We start from the raw sequence: 15421 nt of genomic DNA on the forward strand, positions 1-15421 counted from the left end.
ACTATTTTATTGCTTGTATATCTTTAATTAATGAGTACATAGTTTCATCTTCTTTATATTGATTAAAGATGTCTTTTGTCTTTTCTAAAAACAATGTTTTGTCTGGTCTTATAATTTTTACTCCAGCTTCTTGCACTGCATCTAGAGCTTCTTTTTCTGCTTTCATCCATAGTTTTCTTTGGTAAATAACAGAATTCTTAACCGCTTCTTTTAACCAAACTCTTTCTTGCTCATTTAACTTTTCCCATAAATGTGTTCCAGCTATAAGAACATCTGGTAAAACTGTATGCTCATCTAAACTATAAAACTTACAAACCTCATAATGTCTAGATAAATAAAAACTAGGTGGATTATTTTCGGCTCCATCAACAACTCCTTGCTGCAATGAGGTATAAAGTTCTCCCCAAGAAATAGGCGTTGGCGCACCGCCTAATTTATTTACCATATCCATTGCAGTAACGCTCTCCATTACTCTAATCTTTAATCCTGCAAGGTCTTCTGGTGTATTAACTGGGTTGCTTTTAGTGTAAAAACTACGGCTACCAGCATCATAATAACCTAATCCTTTTAACCAATATTTCTCCCCATCGCTTAATAATTTTTGCCCAATAGGACCATCTAAAACCTTAAAAGAATGCTCTCTATCTCGGAACAAAAAAGGAAGTCCTAACACTTTCATTTTTGGAGCAAAATTTTCTAAAACCCCAACAGAAACCTTGGTCATATCTAGGCTCCCTATTTGTAGTAACTCTAAACATTGTCTTTCCGTTCCTAATTGCTGACTAGGATAAATTTCTAAAGTCATTTTTCCTCCAGATAATTTTTCTAAATCCTCTCCCATTTTAACCATGGCAATATGTACAGAATGGCTAACATCTAATCCGTGCCCTAGTTTTAATGTTCGCTTCTCTAATATTTCTCCGCAACCGTTTATTAATATAGCTACCATTAGTAGAATACCAAAAGTTACACCTCTATTTCTCTTATAAACCATACTTTTATACATTGTAACTTATAATCAATTATTATCTTTTTCTTAGTGAAGATTCGCGTATTAGCAAAGAAGGCTTAATTATCACTTTTTCTGGTTTTGCTAATTTTGATTTATTTTTAATTTGCTCTATTAACAACTCAGTTCCTATTTTACCCATTTTACTTCCCGACTGATCTATAGTACTTAGCGCAGGTTCTATAACGGATGAAATTGGCTCGTTACTAAAGCCAACCATAGCAATGTCTTCAGGTATACGAATACCTGCTTTCTTAAAACGCTGCATGGCGCTAATAGCAGCAACATCATTTGCCGAAAAAATACCGTCTACCTTTTCTGAAAATTTTAATACTTTTTCTGCTAATAAGATTCCATCATTATTCATTAAATGAGAATTAAGAACATATTTCTCCTCGAAATTCATATTGCTCTTTTCTAGTGCAGCTTTATACCCCTGTAGTCTGTTTTGATATACTTTTAAATTACTTGGGCCTGAAAAATGAACAATATTCTTACACCCCTGGTTAATTAAGTGCGTCGTAGCTTCAAAAGCACCTTGAAAATCATCTAGTAAAACAGTACTATGAACCGAAAAATTACAATGTCTATCAAAAATTAAAACTGGGGTTCCATTTTTTTTTAATTTTTCAAGATGATTATAATTAAACGTTTCCATGGATATAGACATTATAACGCCATCTACTCTATTTGCAGCTAAAGTATCTATTAAATTTTGTTCCCTTTCTAACTGCTCTAAAGATTGGCAAATAATTACGTTATATCCTTTATTAAAAGCAGTTTTTTCTATACCAGAAATGGCAGAAGAAAAAAAATGTCTAGATATTCTTGGAACAACAACACCTATTGTATTTGTTTTATTTTTCCTAAGATTAGATGCCAATAAATTTCTTTGATACCCTAATTCATTTGCTTTATCTAATATTTTTTTTTTCGTTTTTAAAGAAACCCTATCACTATTATTTAAAGCTCTAGAAACAGTAGAGCTATCTATCTCTAAAGTTTTAGCTATATCATGTATAGTTATTGTATTATTTTCCATTGTTCAAAAAAAACTCTCTCCAAATATAACTTAAAATATATTAAAAAAAACAATCGATTGTATTAATTCATTATTTTTACTACGTTTGTAGTATAATTAATTAACGCAACATCATTTATTATGAATACTATTTACGAAACTAGATATGCTTCTAATCCAGAAGCAGTAAAAGAATACGACACCAAAAAGTTAAGAGAAGAATTTTTAATAGATAATCTAATGCAAATTGGTAAAATAAGCCTTACCTATTCTCATTATGATCGTTACATTGCTGGTTCTGCTGTTCCTCTTACTCCTATAAAATTAGAAGCAATAGATCCTTTAAAAGCTGGTTTCTTTTTAGACAGAAGAGAATTAGGAATCATAAATGTTGGAGGAAATGGTTCTGTTGAAGTAGATGGTGAAGTATACACTCTAGGACTTAAAGATGCTCTATATATTGGAATGGGAATAAAAGATGTTGTTTTTAAAAGTGATGACCCTAAAAATCCTGCTAAATTTTATTTAAATTCTGCTCCCGCACACACCAATTATCCAACAAAAAAAGTAAGTTTAGAAGAAGCTAATAAATTAGAATTAGGTTCTTTAGAAACCGCCAATCATAGAACCGTTAACCAAATGATAATAGGTGGTGTTGTAACTACTTGCCAATTACAAATGGGAATGACAGAACTTAAAACAGGAAGTGTTTGGAACACTATGCCTGCACATGTTCATGACCGTAGAATGGAGGTTTATTTTTATATAGACATTCCTGAAGAACAAGCTGTTTGTCATTTTATGGGGGAGCCACAAGAAACAAGACATATTTGGATGCAAAACCACCAAGCAGTAATTTCTCCACCTTGGTCTATTCACTGTGGTTCTGGAACTTCTAATTATACCTTTATTTGGGGTATGGCTGGTGAAAATTTAGATTATTCAGATATGGATGTTGCTAAAATAACTGAATTAAGATAATTATGAGTATTTCACTATTTAATTTAGAAGGAAAAGTAGCTTTAGTTACTGGTAGTACGCATGGACTTGGAATGGCAATGGCCAAAGGACTTGGAAAAGCTGGCGCTACTATAATTGTTAACGGAAATTCATCGCAGCAAAAAATTGATGAAGCTGTAGCATATTATAAAACTGAGGGCATTAATGCCATTGGATATAAATTTAATGTTACGGATGAAAATGCGGTAATAAAAGCTATACAAACTATAGAGAAAGAAGTTGGCTCAATAGATATTTTAGTAAATAATGCTGGAATAATTAAACGTATTCCACTAGAAAACATGGAGGTTGCAGATTTTAAGCAGGTTATAGATGTTGATTTAGTAAGTCCTTTTATTGTTTCTAAGCATGTTGTAAAAGGAATGATTGCTAGGAAAGAAGGCAAAATCATAAATATATGTTCAATGATGAGCGAACTTGGCAGAAATACTGTAGGTGCGTATGCTGCAGCTAAAGGCGGTCTAAAAATGTTAACTCAGAATATGGCGACAGAATGGGCAAAACATAACATACAAATTAATGGTATTGGACCAGGCTATTTTGCTACCTCACAAACAGAACCTATACGTGTAGACGGACACCCGTTTAATGATTTTATAGTTAACAGAACACCTGCAGCAAAATGGGGAAACCCAGATGATTTAGCTGGCGCTGCAATCTTTTTAAGCTCCAAAGCAAGTGATTTTGTAAATGGTCATGTAGTATACGTAGATGGCGGCATACTTGCAACTATAGGTAAACCTAGTAACGAATAAAAAAAAGAAAATTATAACATGAACACTCAAAAGACTTTTATATTTATAGCTACAATAGTATTATTATTTTCTTGCAACTCTAAAAAAGAGAATTCTATTTTCATTGTTAAAAATTCGCTTAATTTACAAAGGTCTTTTGAAACTGTTTCTTTATCTAAAGAGTTTTTAAAAAAAGAAACTCTTGATAGTATTGGGATTAAAGATGTTGCCACTGGCAAAATCATCACTACACAATTAATAGATAATGAAGGGGATGGCATTATGGACGAGATTTTATTTCAACCAGAAATTGCACCAAACTCAGAAAAAGAATATAAAGTAATACAACTTAAAAAAATTCCAAAGACGGAAGAAAGTTGCTACTCTCGTTTTGTACCTGAACGTACAGATGACTACGCTTGGGAAAATAATAAAGTTGCTTTTAGAATATTTGGCCCTACTGCCCAAAAAATGAAAGAAGATGGTACACCAGGAGGAACTCTTTCTAGTGGTGTAGACGCTTGGTTAAAAAAAGTAGATTACCCAATTATAAATAAATGGTACCATAAAGAATTAAAAACAGACGGAAGCTACCACGAAGATAACGGAGAGGGTCTAGATAACTTTCATGTTGGTGTTAGCCGCGGTGTGGGAGGTATTGCTGTTAAAAAGGACTCTGCTTATTACTTTTCTAAAAATTATACAAAATGGAGAACAATAACTACTGGTCCTATTAGAACTAGCTTTTATGTAGAATATGCAGATTGGAGTGCTAATGGAAGTATTATAAAAGAGTCAAAAATTATAAGTTTAGATTATGGTAGTTACTTTTCTAAATTTAGTTGTACTATTAAAGGAACTAATGAAATTTCTGCGGGCTTAACACTTCACGAAAAAGACGGTATAGTTAATACAAATAACGAAGAAGGATGGACAAGCTATTGGCAACCACATGGAGATTCTGAATTAGGAACGGCGATTATAGTACCCAAAAATTATATTTCTTCCTTCGAAAAATACGACACTCCTACTAAAGATTTAAGTAATGCATTTGCAAATATTAAAGTAATAAACAACCACGTAACTTATTATTCAGGTTTTGGTTGGAAAAAAAGAGTAGAATTAAATTCCCAACATGAATGGGAAAATCATATTCGTAATTTTTCAAAAAAAATAAATTCCCCTATAACTCTAAAGTGGCGTTAAACAACACTATAATCATAGTTTAAAACAAGCACTTTATAACTAAAAAAATCTACTTTTTTAAAACTCATAATTTATTAAATTTAAATTATGAGTTTTATTTTTACCCCTATTTTACTAGATGGTAACTTGTGCGCCTATACTATTAGACTCATAAATTTTATCTTGAACTTTTATGTTTTGTAAATACGCAAAAACGTCCGTTTCAAATGCTGCACCAGAGCGTAAACAATCTATAAAATGCTCTTGCGTAAAATACACACAGTCGCCAGCAAAATTAATTTTTTCATATACATAATCATGCTTCACTTCTTTTTCTCCTAGCAATTGTATTGTAATAACACCATCATGATATAAACGTATACTTCCTTTATCTCCTTCAATTAAAATCTCCCCAAATGTTAATCTTGGGTCTTCTGATGTATTTTCATTAAAACGATTAGCATCTATAAACCCAAGCGTTCCATTAGAAAATTCTACCTGTACCCAAGCAAAATCTTCTCCTTTTATATTAGAATTTAAAGTTCTTAATTTAGCATACACTTGAGATATGTCTCCTACTAAATAACGAAACACATCTATAAAATGTATTCCCGTTTCGTATATAAGCAGCTTTTCCATTTCTCTAAAATAAGGTTGACGGTTCATATATGCATCTTCTTGCCAACCATCACCCATACGCATGCGCAAATTAATTGTATGTAACTTATCTCCTACGGTTTTTTTATTCAAGAGTTTTTTTATTTCTCTATGCCATGGCTGAAAACGAAAATTTTCATGTACCATCATTCGTACATTCGATTTTTTAATCTCATTAGTAATTTCTAAAGACTCTTCATAGGTTGGCGCTAATGGTTTTTGACAAATAATATGGACACCATGACGTATAGCAATTCTACAAAAATTAGCATGTGTTTCTGGTGGCGTAATAATGTCTACAAAATCAGGCTTTTCCTGCTTTAACATCTGTTCAAAGTCCCCGTATGCTTTTTTAATACCATATGTATCACATATTTTTTGAGCTTTTTCTATTCTTCTGCTAGAAACCGCTACAATTTCTACGTTATCTATACGCTCCCATGCTTCATACTGAAACTGACTAAAATATCCTGTACCAACGGCTACTCCTCTTAATTTATTCATCTTAATATTCTGAAAAGTGTTTACGCGGCTTCATATTAAACCATAATAGAATAGCTATAACATTTAATATTGCCCCCAAAATGAAAAATAAAATTGTACTTCCTGTCCAAGATAATAAATATGGAAATAATAAAGCTGTTATAAACGCTCCTATATTACCAGCCATATTCATTGTGCCAGAAACAGTCCCTGCATGTTTTTTACCAATATCTATACAAAATGCCCATGATGGTGGCAGGGTCATATCTGCACCAAAAATGGCAATACTTAAAAAAATAATTGCACCTAAAGCAGAACTCATATAAACACTCCCTAATAAACCTACTGCTGCCAGAGCAAAGCCTAATGATGCCGGAAATATTCTAGATTTATCCCATTTTCCTTTTTTATATATCTTATCTATTAACCAACCAGAAAACCAATTCCCAAAAGCTCCAAAAATTAAAGGTATTGCAGTGTACATCCCTGCCTCTACAGTATCTAGTTGATATTCACTCTTAATATATGGAAACAACCAAGTAAGTGCAAAGAAAAAAGTGAAATTGCTACAAAAGTATTGCCCCATCGCAAGCCACATATTTTTAGATTTCATTAATGTTCCAAAATGTATTTTTTTGGTAGTAGCATTCGTGTTTTTTTCTTGTCTTTGCGATATTATGAAGTCTTTTTCTTCATCGCTAATATTTTTTAACTCTTCTGGTGTATCTCTAAAAAACATATACCAACAAGCTGCCCAAACGCCACCTAAAACTCCTAATATTACAAAAGTGTTACGCCAACCAAAATCTGTTATTGCCCAAGCAACAATGGGTACAGCAAAAGCTGCTCCCAAACGAGAGCCAGAAAAATTAATTCCTGTAACTATTCCTCTTTCTTTTAAAGGAATCCAACTATAAATTGCTCTAGACATACCAGGGAAAGCACCAGCTTCTCCAGCGCCAAATAAAAATCTAATTATTAATAATGAAATAAAATTCCATGCAGCTCCTGTAATTGCCGTAAAAGAAGACCATAAAACAACTATAATAGTCAATATTTTTCTTGGACCAAAACGATCTACCATTATCCCAGAAGGCGTTTGAAAAAAAGCATACCCAAGAGAAAAAGCAGCCAAAACCCATCCCATTTGTTTATCACTTAAACTAAGAGCCTCTGCAATAGGCTCTTTAGCTACAGAAATACAAATACGATCTACATATAATAATAAGGCTAAAAGAAAAGTGCCTACTACCATAAAATAACGTTTGGGAAAAAAGCTGTTTTTTTTCATTTTAAAAGTTTTAATAGTTCATATAATGCTGTTTCATCTCCTACATTTCCTGGAAAAATAATATATGGCATTTTAGGAAATTTACTCTCCTCTCCTAGTTGCCAAATAGGAACGCCTTTTATTGCTTGCCCCATTACAAGAGCTCTTTTAACTTTCAATGCTTTTGTAGCAACATCACTAGAGGTGATTCCTCCTTTTGCAATTATATATTTAGGAGTACATGACAAATTTTTAACTATACATATAAGCCCATTAGATACTAAGTTTACAATCTCTAGACTTTTAGACTCTGAAGCCCCCTTAATAATAGTTCTGCTAGTAAAAAGAACTACGTCTTCTCCTTTTTCTAAATTACTATTTACTCTAAAAATTAACTCTTCTATTTCCTTACTAAAAACAGCAGTATTTAATACGTTAGTAACATCTAACTCTAAAAAAATAGCATTTGTATTTTCTTTTAAATAATTTAATTGTAATGTCGTTTTCGGAACATAAGACCCTACTACTAATAAAGAACCTGATTTAGAATTTTCTTCAAATATTTCTTTTTTAGTTAAACAATCTTTTGGAAGTATCCCTGTAATAGCATTCACAAAAGATGCAGCTGTTCTATATATTATAGTTTCTTTACTTTGCAAACATGCCAAGGCTAGTTTCTCTAAATCTGCATAAGATGTTGCATTAGCAACTATATATGATATATTTGGATTTATAAGAACACTTTGTAAATCTTCCTCTGAATTTTCTCTTAATTCTTTAATAGATAAACTCCCAATATTTTTAGGGTCTGCTTTAGTATTTGTTTTTTCTATTATCCAATTTATAAGATTAGAAGATAAGTAGCCAAAAGTATTATCCTTTGCAAATGGTGTTTTTGCTGCTGGAATAAACTCCTTACCTTCTTTTACGTAATGAGTATTTTTATAGGTATACCTACCTCCTTCAAAAAAAGCAGGTGCTAATACATGTTTAGCTTTTGGTATTTGTAATCCCTCTGCAAGAGCATATACTTCATTAGGATAATGTCCTCTTAAAGTAGAATCTCCTCTACTAATTAAAACTAACTCTTTTTTATGTTTTTTAGATAACTTATTAAGTCTAGAACCAATTAATGCTGCTAATATATTCGCATCTTGTATTTGCAAACTTCTAGAATTAGTTAAAATAAAAAAAACAGGGCTACTAAGTATTTCTTTTTCAAGAACCTTGTTTGTCCATTCCGTAATTACTGGTACATTATAAACTGTCTGTGTTCCAGTAGGATCATCATCTAAAACAACAATAGTTTTAGGTTTTTTTTTTAGCTCTTTACGTATCGCATCTACAAAACCTTGTAACTGTTCTCCCCCTTCAATAGATTTTAAAATTTCTTCTTTTAGCATTATTTATTCCTCTATTGCTATTACTCTTGCCGGAGCACCATCTCCACCTTCTACCTTTATAGGAAGTGCAACCAATGTAAACTTTGACGAAGAAAGGGCTTCTAAATTGGTAAGCCCTTCAATTATTATAATATCATTCTTCATTAAAATATTATGTATTTCCGTTACTTCTTCAATGTTATTAACATCTGCAACAGATGGTGGCTCTACACCTATAATATTTACTTTTTTTTCTCCAAGCCATAAAGCCAATTCTTTACTTATTCTAGGCAATGCATTACGATACTCTTCTGATTCTATTTTTTTACTCCAACCTGTTTGTAATAAAACACTATCTCCAGGGCTAATTTTATCTGTAATAGCCTCTAGATGTTTTATAGTAATTAATTCTTTGGGCTTTATTGCTGTTACATTTACCTTCCAAGCACTAGAAATGAGCCTGTTAACAGGTATAGCATCTATGGTCTGCGTATTTACACCAAAATGAATGGGCGCATCCATATGAGTGCCACTATGAGAGTATAAATTTAGAGTTGTTGCGTTCCAACCGTCTTTAGAAATTGTACGAGAAGGTTCTATAGAAACCCCATTCATAGTATTATTTATGGACAGGGTTAAATCTATAATTTTCTTGTCGTTCATTCTCTTATGCAACTATTAATTCTGTAGATTCTATATAATTTACAACACTATTTGCTACATCAGAGGTAGATGCATTTCCTTTAAGATCTTTGGTTAAATTACCTTTAGAAGTAGTGTGCTCAATCCCTTTCATAATATCTTTAGCTGCTTCTATTTCTCCTAAATGCTCTAACATTATTGCAGCAGACCAAATTTGACCTATTGGATTTGCTATATTTTGCCCTGCAATATCTGGAGCAGAACCATGAATAGGTTCAAACATAGAAGGAAAATCCTTTTCAGGATTAATGTTTCCACTTCCTCCAAGACCAAGACTACCCATAATAGCACCTCCTAAATCTGATAATATGTCTCCAAAAAGATTTGTAGTTAAAATTACATCAAAAACTTCTGGACGAAGCACAAAACTTGCAGATGCATTATCTATATACATTGTATTGTATTCTACATCTGGATACTGTTCTGCAACCTCTGCAATAACCCTATCCCAATAAGCAAGACTATGTATTAAGGTATTAGATTTAGTTACGTTAGTTACTTTACTTCTCCTTTTTCTTGCTAATTTAAAAGAGTAGTGCGCAATACGTTCTATTCCAAATCTAGTAAACACACTAGTATCTGTAGCAACTCCACCAGCTTCTTCTGCATGCATTATTTGTCCATTTTGAACAAATTCTCCTTCATTGTTTTCACGAACCACAACAAAATCTATATCCTCTTGTGTTTTATCTCTTAACGGACTGTCTATTCCAGAAAACAATTTTACAGGCCTGTAATTTACATACTGCTTAAGCTTTCCCCTTACTTTAAATGTATAATCTCTAGCTGGTAAAGTATCATCTACTTCGGGTAAACCAACAGCTCCAAAATAAATTGCATCAAATTTTTTCATTTGCTCTATACCATCTTCTGGCATAAATTCTCCATATTTTAAATAATGACCTGCTCCCCAAGACAATTCATTTAAATCTAAATCAAAACCATGCTTTTTTGCAACAGCTTTTAATACAGAAACACCTGCTGGTACAATTTCTGCTCCAATTCCGTCTCCGTTTACAACGGCTATTTTATACGCTTTTCCCATTTATAAGTGAATTATTTTTGCGCAATTTTGCGCAACTACAAAATGTTTATTTAATAATTTTAGTATTAATTGAATTCAAAATTATGTAATTTTAACTACATTTGATTGAATATACACTATTTTTTGTGCAAAAAATTGCGCAAAAATACAATTATGACAAAAGAAGCAAGAGATAAAAAAGCTCCTACTTTAAAGGATATTGCAGACACGCTAAACATTTCTATATCTACCGTCTCTAGAGCTTTAAAAAACAATCCTAGGATTAGTAGAAAAACACAAGAAATGGTAAAAAATACCGCAAAAAGAATGGGGTATTTATCTATAGATATACTTAGTGAAGAAAAAAAGAAAGCATCTAACCTTATAGGAGTAATAGTTCCTAAAATTAGTTATCACTTGTATGCCATGGCAATAAGCGGTATAGAGCATGTTGCAGAACAAAAAGGGATGCATATTATAGTGTGCCAATCTAATGAATCTTATGAAAGAGAAAAAAGCTTAGTAAAAGAGCTTATACAAGCTGGGGTAAATGGCATAATAGCTTCTTTGGCTAGTGAAACCAAAGAATTTTCACATTTTTTTGAGTTAAAAAAATTAGGTATTCCTTTAGTTTTTTTTAATAGAGAGTGTAATGATGTAATTACGCATAAAGTAACCATAGACAATAAAAGAGCTGCTTATGAAGCTGTTATGCATTTAATTTCTGTTGGATGTAAAAAAATAGCGTATATAGGAGGTCCAGAGGTACTACAAATAAATAAAGAAAGAGCTCAGGGTTTTAAAGACGCTTTAGCGGATAATAATATAGTATTAGATAACAATCATATAATTTATAGCAGGTTTGATAGAGAAAGTACATTAACTGCTGCAAGATCTATACTATACTCTCCTGATTACCCAGATGGGATTTTAACTTTTAGTGATCAAATAGCAATTAGTGTAATGTTAGCTGCAAAGGAAAGAGGAATTGCTATACCTGAAAATTTGTCTTTAATTGGTTTTAATAATGAACCTATAGATGAACTTTTAGAACCTTCTTTAACTAGTATAGATCAGCCTGGTTATAGAATGGGAAAAGAATCTGCACAGCTTCTTTTAAAACAACTCACCAATTTTAAAAAAGTATATGAAAAGAGAATATTAAAATCATTTTTAGTGGTACGTAACTCTACAAATAAAAATAGAAAAACGTAAACTTAAATCTAAAACACCAAAAAAGAATTAACGCTTACAATTAAACTTCATTAATGAAACATTTAAGTAAAAAACTAAGAATAAATTTAGCAGCTACACTTACTATTATTTTATTTACAATTAATGCCAACGCTCAAAATCAGAAAATTTCTGAAGAAAAAAATGATGTTGGTTTAATGGATAAAATTCAAGAAAAATACCCAGATTATACATCCATTAAAGCGACTGATTTTAATATAGAAAACAATAGTTTTTATGTAGATAAGAATTGGTTAGCAATTAACCCTAATAAAAATGAAACTGCCAAAGCAACTTATAAATATACAGGCGCTTCTGGGTTATTTGATATAGTAGTGCATGGTGTTGGAGAAAATGACGGTAGATCTTCTTTTACACTTACCGTAAATAACTTTTTACAAGGAACATTTAGACCAGAATTAAGCACAGAGGCTTTTGAAGAAGGGGCAGACTACGGTAAAACATTTTTAGATGTACAATTAAACACAAATGACATTATTACCATTGATGGGAAAATTGGAAGTAAAGATCAAAAAGAATTTAGTAGAGGCCGATGGAGTGGTATAAATATTACCCCAATAGGGAAAGGTGATAAACTACTTAAAAGTCTAAATGATAGAAACGAAAATACTAGCATTAAAATAGAAGGTGAATTAAAAAAATGGCATAAAGTAACTCTTACTTTTGATGGACCTCTTACATCTGAGACTAAGAAAAATAATCCATTTATGAACTTCCGTTTTAATACTACCTTTACACATACTAAAACGGGTAAAAAATATGTAATCCCAGGCTATTTTGCTGCAGATGGTTATGCTGGAGAATCTTCTGCAACAGAAGGTAATAAATGGCGTGTACATTTTGCCCCAGATGAAATAGGAGAATGGACTTACAAAGTAGATTTCAGAAAAGGGAATTGGGTTGCTATTAGCGATAAAATTAATTCAGGACTAAGTGGCGGTTATATGGATGGTACTACAGGTAAATTTACCATTAAAAATACCGATAAAAAAGGAAAAGATTTTAGAGCAAAAGGTAGGCTCCAATATGTTGGTGAACGCTATTTAAAATTTGCTGAAACAGGAGAATACTTTTTAAAACAAGGGCCAGATGCTCCAGAAAATTTTCTATCATATATAGATTTTGATGGTACTTTCCATAATGATGGTCATAAAGACAATTTAGTAAAGACCTGGGAAGCACATGAAAAAGATTGGAAAAATGGAGATTTAACATGGAAAAATGGTAAAGGGAAAGCAATAGTTGGCGCTTTAAATTATTTAGCATCCAAAAATTTAAATTCAGTTTCCTTTTTAACTAATAATATTGCTGGCGATGATCAAAATGTATTTCCCTATATAAATTATGATACCTATGACCGTATTGATGTTTCTAAAATGGACCAATGGGAATCTCTTTTTGCATATGCGCAAAAATTAGGTTTATTTCTTCATTTTAAAACTTTAGAAGTAGAAAACCAAGGCTTACTAGATAATGGTGGTGTAGGCGCTAACAGTAAACTATATTATAGAGAATTAATGGCTAGGTTTGGACATCACTTAGCTTTAAACTGGAATTTATGTGAAGAAAATGGAGAATGGATAAAAGACCACCCAACACCTCCGCAAAGTACAGAAGAAAGATTAGCAATGACACATTATTTTAAAAAACACGATCCTTACCATCATCATCTGGTAATACATAATGGCGTAAAGTATGATGATTTATTAGGCCCTGATAGTGGATTAACTGGCCCATCTATACAAACCCACAAATCTGATTTTAGCGCCGTTCATAAAGAGGTATTACACTTATTAAAAATATCAAAAGAAGCTGGTTTTCAATGGGCGGCTGCAGTAGATGAACCTGGCGATGCACAACATTCTTTATTACCAGATGATGAAAACCCAGGGCATGATGTTGCTAGAAGAAATGCTCTTTGGGGTACTTTCATGGCCGGTGGTTGGGGTAACGAATGGTACTTTGGTTACAAGCACGCTAATTCTGATATTACTTGCCAAGATTACCGTTCTAGAGATTTGTTTTGGAACCAAGCAGTACATGCCATTAATTTCTTTAAAGACAACAACGTTCCTTTCTGGGAAATGGAAAACAACAATAACTTAGTAGACAATTCTGAGAACAAGAATACAGTCTATTGTCTTGCAAAAGAAAATGACACTTATGTTGTTTATTTAAACTCTAAGTTAACCTCAACTTTAGATTTAACAAATGCTACAGGAGAATATAAAGTTCTTTGGTATAACCCAAAACAAGGTGGTACTTTAAAGAAATCTAAAGTAAAAAAAGTCAAAGGGGGCAGTGTTGTAGCTTTAGGAAAGTCCCCTGACAAGAAACAATTAGACTGGGTTATTCTTGTTGTTAAAGAATAGTATAGTATTATTCCTAAAAGTTGTGTTTAAGCAAAAATTGCGCTTGATCCGTAATAAAAAAGAAAAATGAATACTGCACCTATTTAAAAAGAAAAAGCCTCTCAATTGCTTGAAAGGCTTTTCTTAAAAGCGGTCTGGACGGGACTCGAACCCGCGACCCCCTGCGTGACAGGCAGGTATTCTAACCAGCTGAACTACCAGACCGTGGCTTTTAGCGGTTGCAAATATACGCCGCTTATTGAATTACACAAACAATTTTCATTAAAAATTTATATAATTTTAAAATTTATGTTTCTCTACTAAAAAAGTATTTAAGACTTTAGAGAAATCTGACGCTACATCTACATCCACATATCTAATTTTATACTGGGCACATTTTAACTTAAGTTCCTCTATTGCAGCATGTAACTTATTTTCATAATTCTTTTTAATTGTATCTGAATACAAATCTATATGTTCACCTGTTTCTACATCTACAAAACGTTTTGGTGTATTTTCAAAATCAAAATTTAATTCTGTTTGCTTATCTAAAACATGAAAAAGCACTACTTGGTGCTTATTATGCTTTAAATGACGTAATGCATCAAACAAAGCTTTGTTATCTAATGTAGACTGAAACATATCAGTAAACAAAAACACTAAACTCCTTCTTTTTATATTTTCTGCTATTTCATGTAAATAGGTATAGGTTTTAGTTTCTTTACTAGGGCTGGCATCTTGACTTATTTCACTAAGTTTTGTCAATAACATTTGATGGTGACGCTCACTACCCTTTTCTGGATAGTAATTTTGATAAGAAGAAGCGTACACACTTAAACCAACTGCATCTCTTTGCTTTTTTAAAACGTTCATTAAAGCTGCAATAGCAAGTACAGAAAATCCTATTTTATTTAAATTATCTATCCCTATTTTTTCTACTTTAGGATAATACATAGATGCCGAATTATCTAAAATCATATGACACCTTAGATTAGTCTCTTCTTCGTATTTTTTAGTATACAACTTATCTGTCTTTGCAAATAACTTCCAATCAATATGCTTTGTACTTTCTCCACTATTATAGATTTTATGCTCTGCAAATTCAGCAGAAAACCCATGAAAAGGACTTTTATGTATTCCGCTTATAAAACCCTCTACAACCTGACTAGCAAGTAATTCTAAATTTTGAAAAATGGAGGCTTTTTGTAATTGAGATTGCAACTTCATACTACTAATATAACAATATTTGGCTTTTGGCTTTTGGCTTTTGGCTTTTGGCTTTTGGCTTTTGGCTTTTGGCTTTTGGCTTTTGGCTTTTGGCTTTTGGCT

General features: G+C 32.1%; 13 protein-coding genes and 1 tRNA gene. 5 read left to right on the forward strand and 9 right to left on the reverse strand.

The window, feature by feature from the left end:
- Position 1: 1 nt before the first annotated feature.
- Positions 2-949, reverse strand: coding sequence for a TRAP transporter substrate-binding protein (locus Q0945_RS06340; RefSeq protein WP_299432257.1), 948 nt, complete (start codon positions 947-949; stop codon positions 2-4).
- 76 nt (positions 950-1025) lie between these two features.
- Complete coding sequence (locus tag Q0945_RS06345) at positions 1026-2051, reverse strand: LacI family DNA-binding transcriptional regulator (protein WP_299432208.1); 1026 nt, start codon at positions 2049-2051, stop codon at positions 1026-1028.
- Between the two features lie 120 nt (positions 2052-2171).
- On the opposite strand from Q0945_RS06345, the gene kduI reads away from it, so the two are divergent.
- Genes kduI through Q0945_RS06360 form a run of 3 tightly spaced genes read left to right on the forward strand, consistent with a single transcriptional unit; the run spans position 2172 to position 4990 of the window.
- Positions 2172-3011: a 5-dehydro-4-deoxy-D-glucuronate isomerase gene (gene kduI / locus Q0945_RS06350; RefSeq protein ID WP_299432211.1), complete on the forward strand. Its 840-nt coding sequence runs from the start codon at positions 2172-2174 to the stop codon at positions 3009-3011.
- Between the two features lie 2 nt (positions 3012-3013).
- Entirely contained in the window at positions 3014-3805 is a 792-nt protein-coding gene (locus Q0945_RS06355; protein WP_299432213.1) for a gluconate 5-dehydrogenase, read from the forward strand.
- 18 nt (positions 3806-3823) lie between these two features.
- The gene (locus Q0945_RS06360) at positions 3824-4990 is read left to right on the forward strand and encodes a DUF4861 family protein (protein ID WP_299432216.1); all 1167 of its coding nucleotides are present in this window, start codon (positions 3824-3826) and stop codon (positions 4988-4990) included.
- 114 nt (positions 4991-5104) lie between these two features.
- On the opposite strand, the gene Q0945_RS06365 is transcribed toward Q0945_RS06360, so the two are convergent.
- Genes Q0945_RS06365 through Q0945_RS06385 form a run of 5 tightly spaced genes read right to left on the reverse strand, consistent with a single transcriptional unit; the run spans position 5105 to position 10508 of the window.
- Positions 5105-6130, reverse strand: a complete 1026-nt coding sequence (locus tag Q0945_RS06365; RefSeq protein ID WP_299432219.1) for a Gfo/Idh/MocA family oxidoreductase — start codon at positions 6128-6130, stop codon at positions 5105-5107.
- Between the two features lies 1 nt (position 6131).
- Positions 6132-7400, reverse strand: a complete 1269-nt coding sequence (locus tag Q0945_RS06370) for an MFS transporter (protein ID WP_299432222.1) — start codon at positions 7398-7400, stop codon at positions 6132-6134.
- Positions 7397-8782, reverse strand: coding sequence for a four-carbon acid sugar kinase family protein (locus Q0945_RS06375; RefSeq protein ID WP_299432225.1), 1386 nt, complete (start codon positions 8780-8782; stop codon positions 7397-7399). The genes Q0945_RS06370 and Q0945_RS06375 overlap by 4 nt, the downstream gene beginning before the upstream one ends.
- A 3-nt stretch (positions 8783-8785) precedes the next feature.
- Positions 8786-9424: a cyclase family protein gene (locus Q0945_RS06380; protein ID WP_299432228.1), complete on the reverse strand. Its 639-nt coding sequence runs from the start codon at positions 9422-9424 to the stop codon at positions 8786-8788.
- A 4-nt stretch (positions 9425-9428) separates the two neighbouring features.
- Positions 9429-10508: an isocitrate/isopropylmalate family dehydrogenase gene (locus tag Q0945_RS06385; protein WP_299432230.1), complete on the reverse strand. Its 1080-nt coding sequence runs from the start codon at positions 10506-10508 to the stop codon at positions 9429-9431.
- A gap of 153 nt (positions 10509-10661) precedes the next feature.
- Here Q0945_RS06385 and Q0945_RS06390 point away from each other — a divergent pair, with 153 nt between their 5' ends.
- Complete coding sequence (locus tag Q0945_RS06390; protein WP_299432233.1) at positions 10662-11702, forward strand: LacI family DNA-binding transcriptional regulator; 1041 nt, start codon at positions 10662-10664, stop codon at positions 11700-11702.
- Between the two features lie 53 nt (positions 11703-11755).
- Complete coding sequence (locus Q0945_RS06395) at positions 11756-14113, forward strand: DUF5060 domain-containing protein (protein WP_299432236.1); 2358 nt, start codon at positions 11756-11758, stop codon at positions 14111-14113.
- A 130-nt stretch (positions 14114-14243) separates the two neighbouring features.
- On the opposite strand, the gene Q0945_RS06400 is transcribed toward Q0945_RS06395, so the two are convergent.
- Positions 14244-14317, reverse strand: a tRNA-Asp gene (locus tag Q0945_RS06400).
- 75 nt (positions 14318-14392) lie between these two features.
- Positions 14393-15319, reverse strand: coding sequence for a DUF58 domain-containing protein (locus Q0945_RS06405; protein ID WP_299432260.1), 927 nt, complete (start codon positions 15317-15319; stop codon positions 14393-14395).
- Positions 15320-15421: the final 102 nt, after the last annotated feature.

The organism is uncultured Maribacter sp. (genome assembly GCF_947500405.1).
Taxonomy (GTDB): Bacteria; Bacteroidota; Bacteroidia; order Flavobacteriales; family Flavobacteriaceae; genus Maribacter_B.

Coding starts and splice junctions, on each gene's coding strand:
- Q0945_RS06395 (WP_299432236.1), top strand. CDS start 11,756: ATGAAACATTTAAGTAAAAAACTAAGAATAAATTTAGCAGCTACACTT.
- Q0945_RS06375 (WP_299432225.1), bottom strand. CDS start 8,782: ATGCTAAAAGAAGAAATTTTAAAATCTATTGAAGGGGGAGAACAGTTA.
- Q0945_RS06345 (WP_299432208.1), bottom strand. CDS start 2,051: ATGGAAAATAATACAATAACTATACATGATATAGCTAAAACTTTAGAG.
- kduI (WP_299432211.1), top strand. CDS start 2,172: ATGAATACTATTTACGAAACTAGATATGCTTCTAATCCAGAAGCAGTA.
- Q0945_RS06405 (WP_299432260.1), bottom strand. CDS start 15,319: ATGAAGTTGCAATCTCAATTACAAAAAGCCTCCATTTTTCAAAATTTA.
- Q0945_RS06340 (WP_299432257.1), bottom strand. CDS start 949: ATGGTAGCTATATTAATAAACGGTTGCGGAGAAATATTAGAGAAGCGA.
- Q0945_RS06365 (WP_299432219.1), bottom strand. CDS start 6,130: ATGAATAAATTAAGAGGAGTAGCCGTTGGTACAGGATATTTTAGTCAG.
- Q0945_RS06385 (WP_299432230.1), bottom strand. CDS start 10,508: ATGGGAAAAGCGTATAAAATAGCCGTTGTAAACGGAGACGGAATTGGA.
- Q0945_RS06360 (WP_299432216.1), top strand. CDS start 3,824: ATGAACACTCAAAAGACTTTTATATTTATAGCTACAATAGTATTATTA.
- Q0945_RS06355 (WP_299432213.1), top strand. CDS start 3,014: ATGAGTATTTCACTATTTAATTTAGAAGGAAAAGTAGCTTTAGTTACT.
- Q0945_RS06390 (WP_299432233.1), top strand. CDS start 10,662: ATGACAAAAGAAGCAAGAGATAAAAAAGCTCCTACTTTAAAGGATATT.
- Q0945_RS06370 (WP_299432222.1), bottom strand. CDS start 7,400: ATGAAAAAAAACAGCTTTTTTCCCAAACGTTATTTTATGGTAGTAGGC.
- Q0945_RS06380 (WP_299432228.1), bottom strand. CDS start 9,424: ATGAACGACAAGAAAATTATAGATTTAACCCTGTCCATAAATAATACT.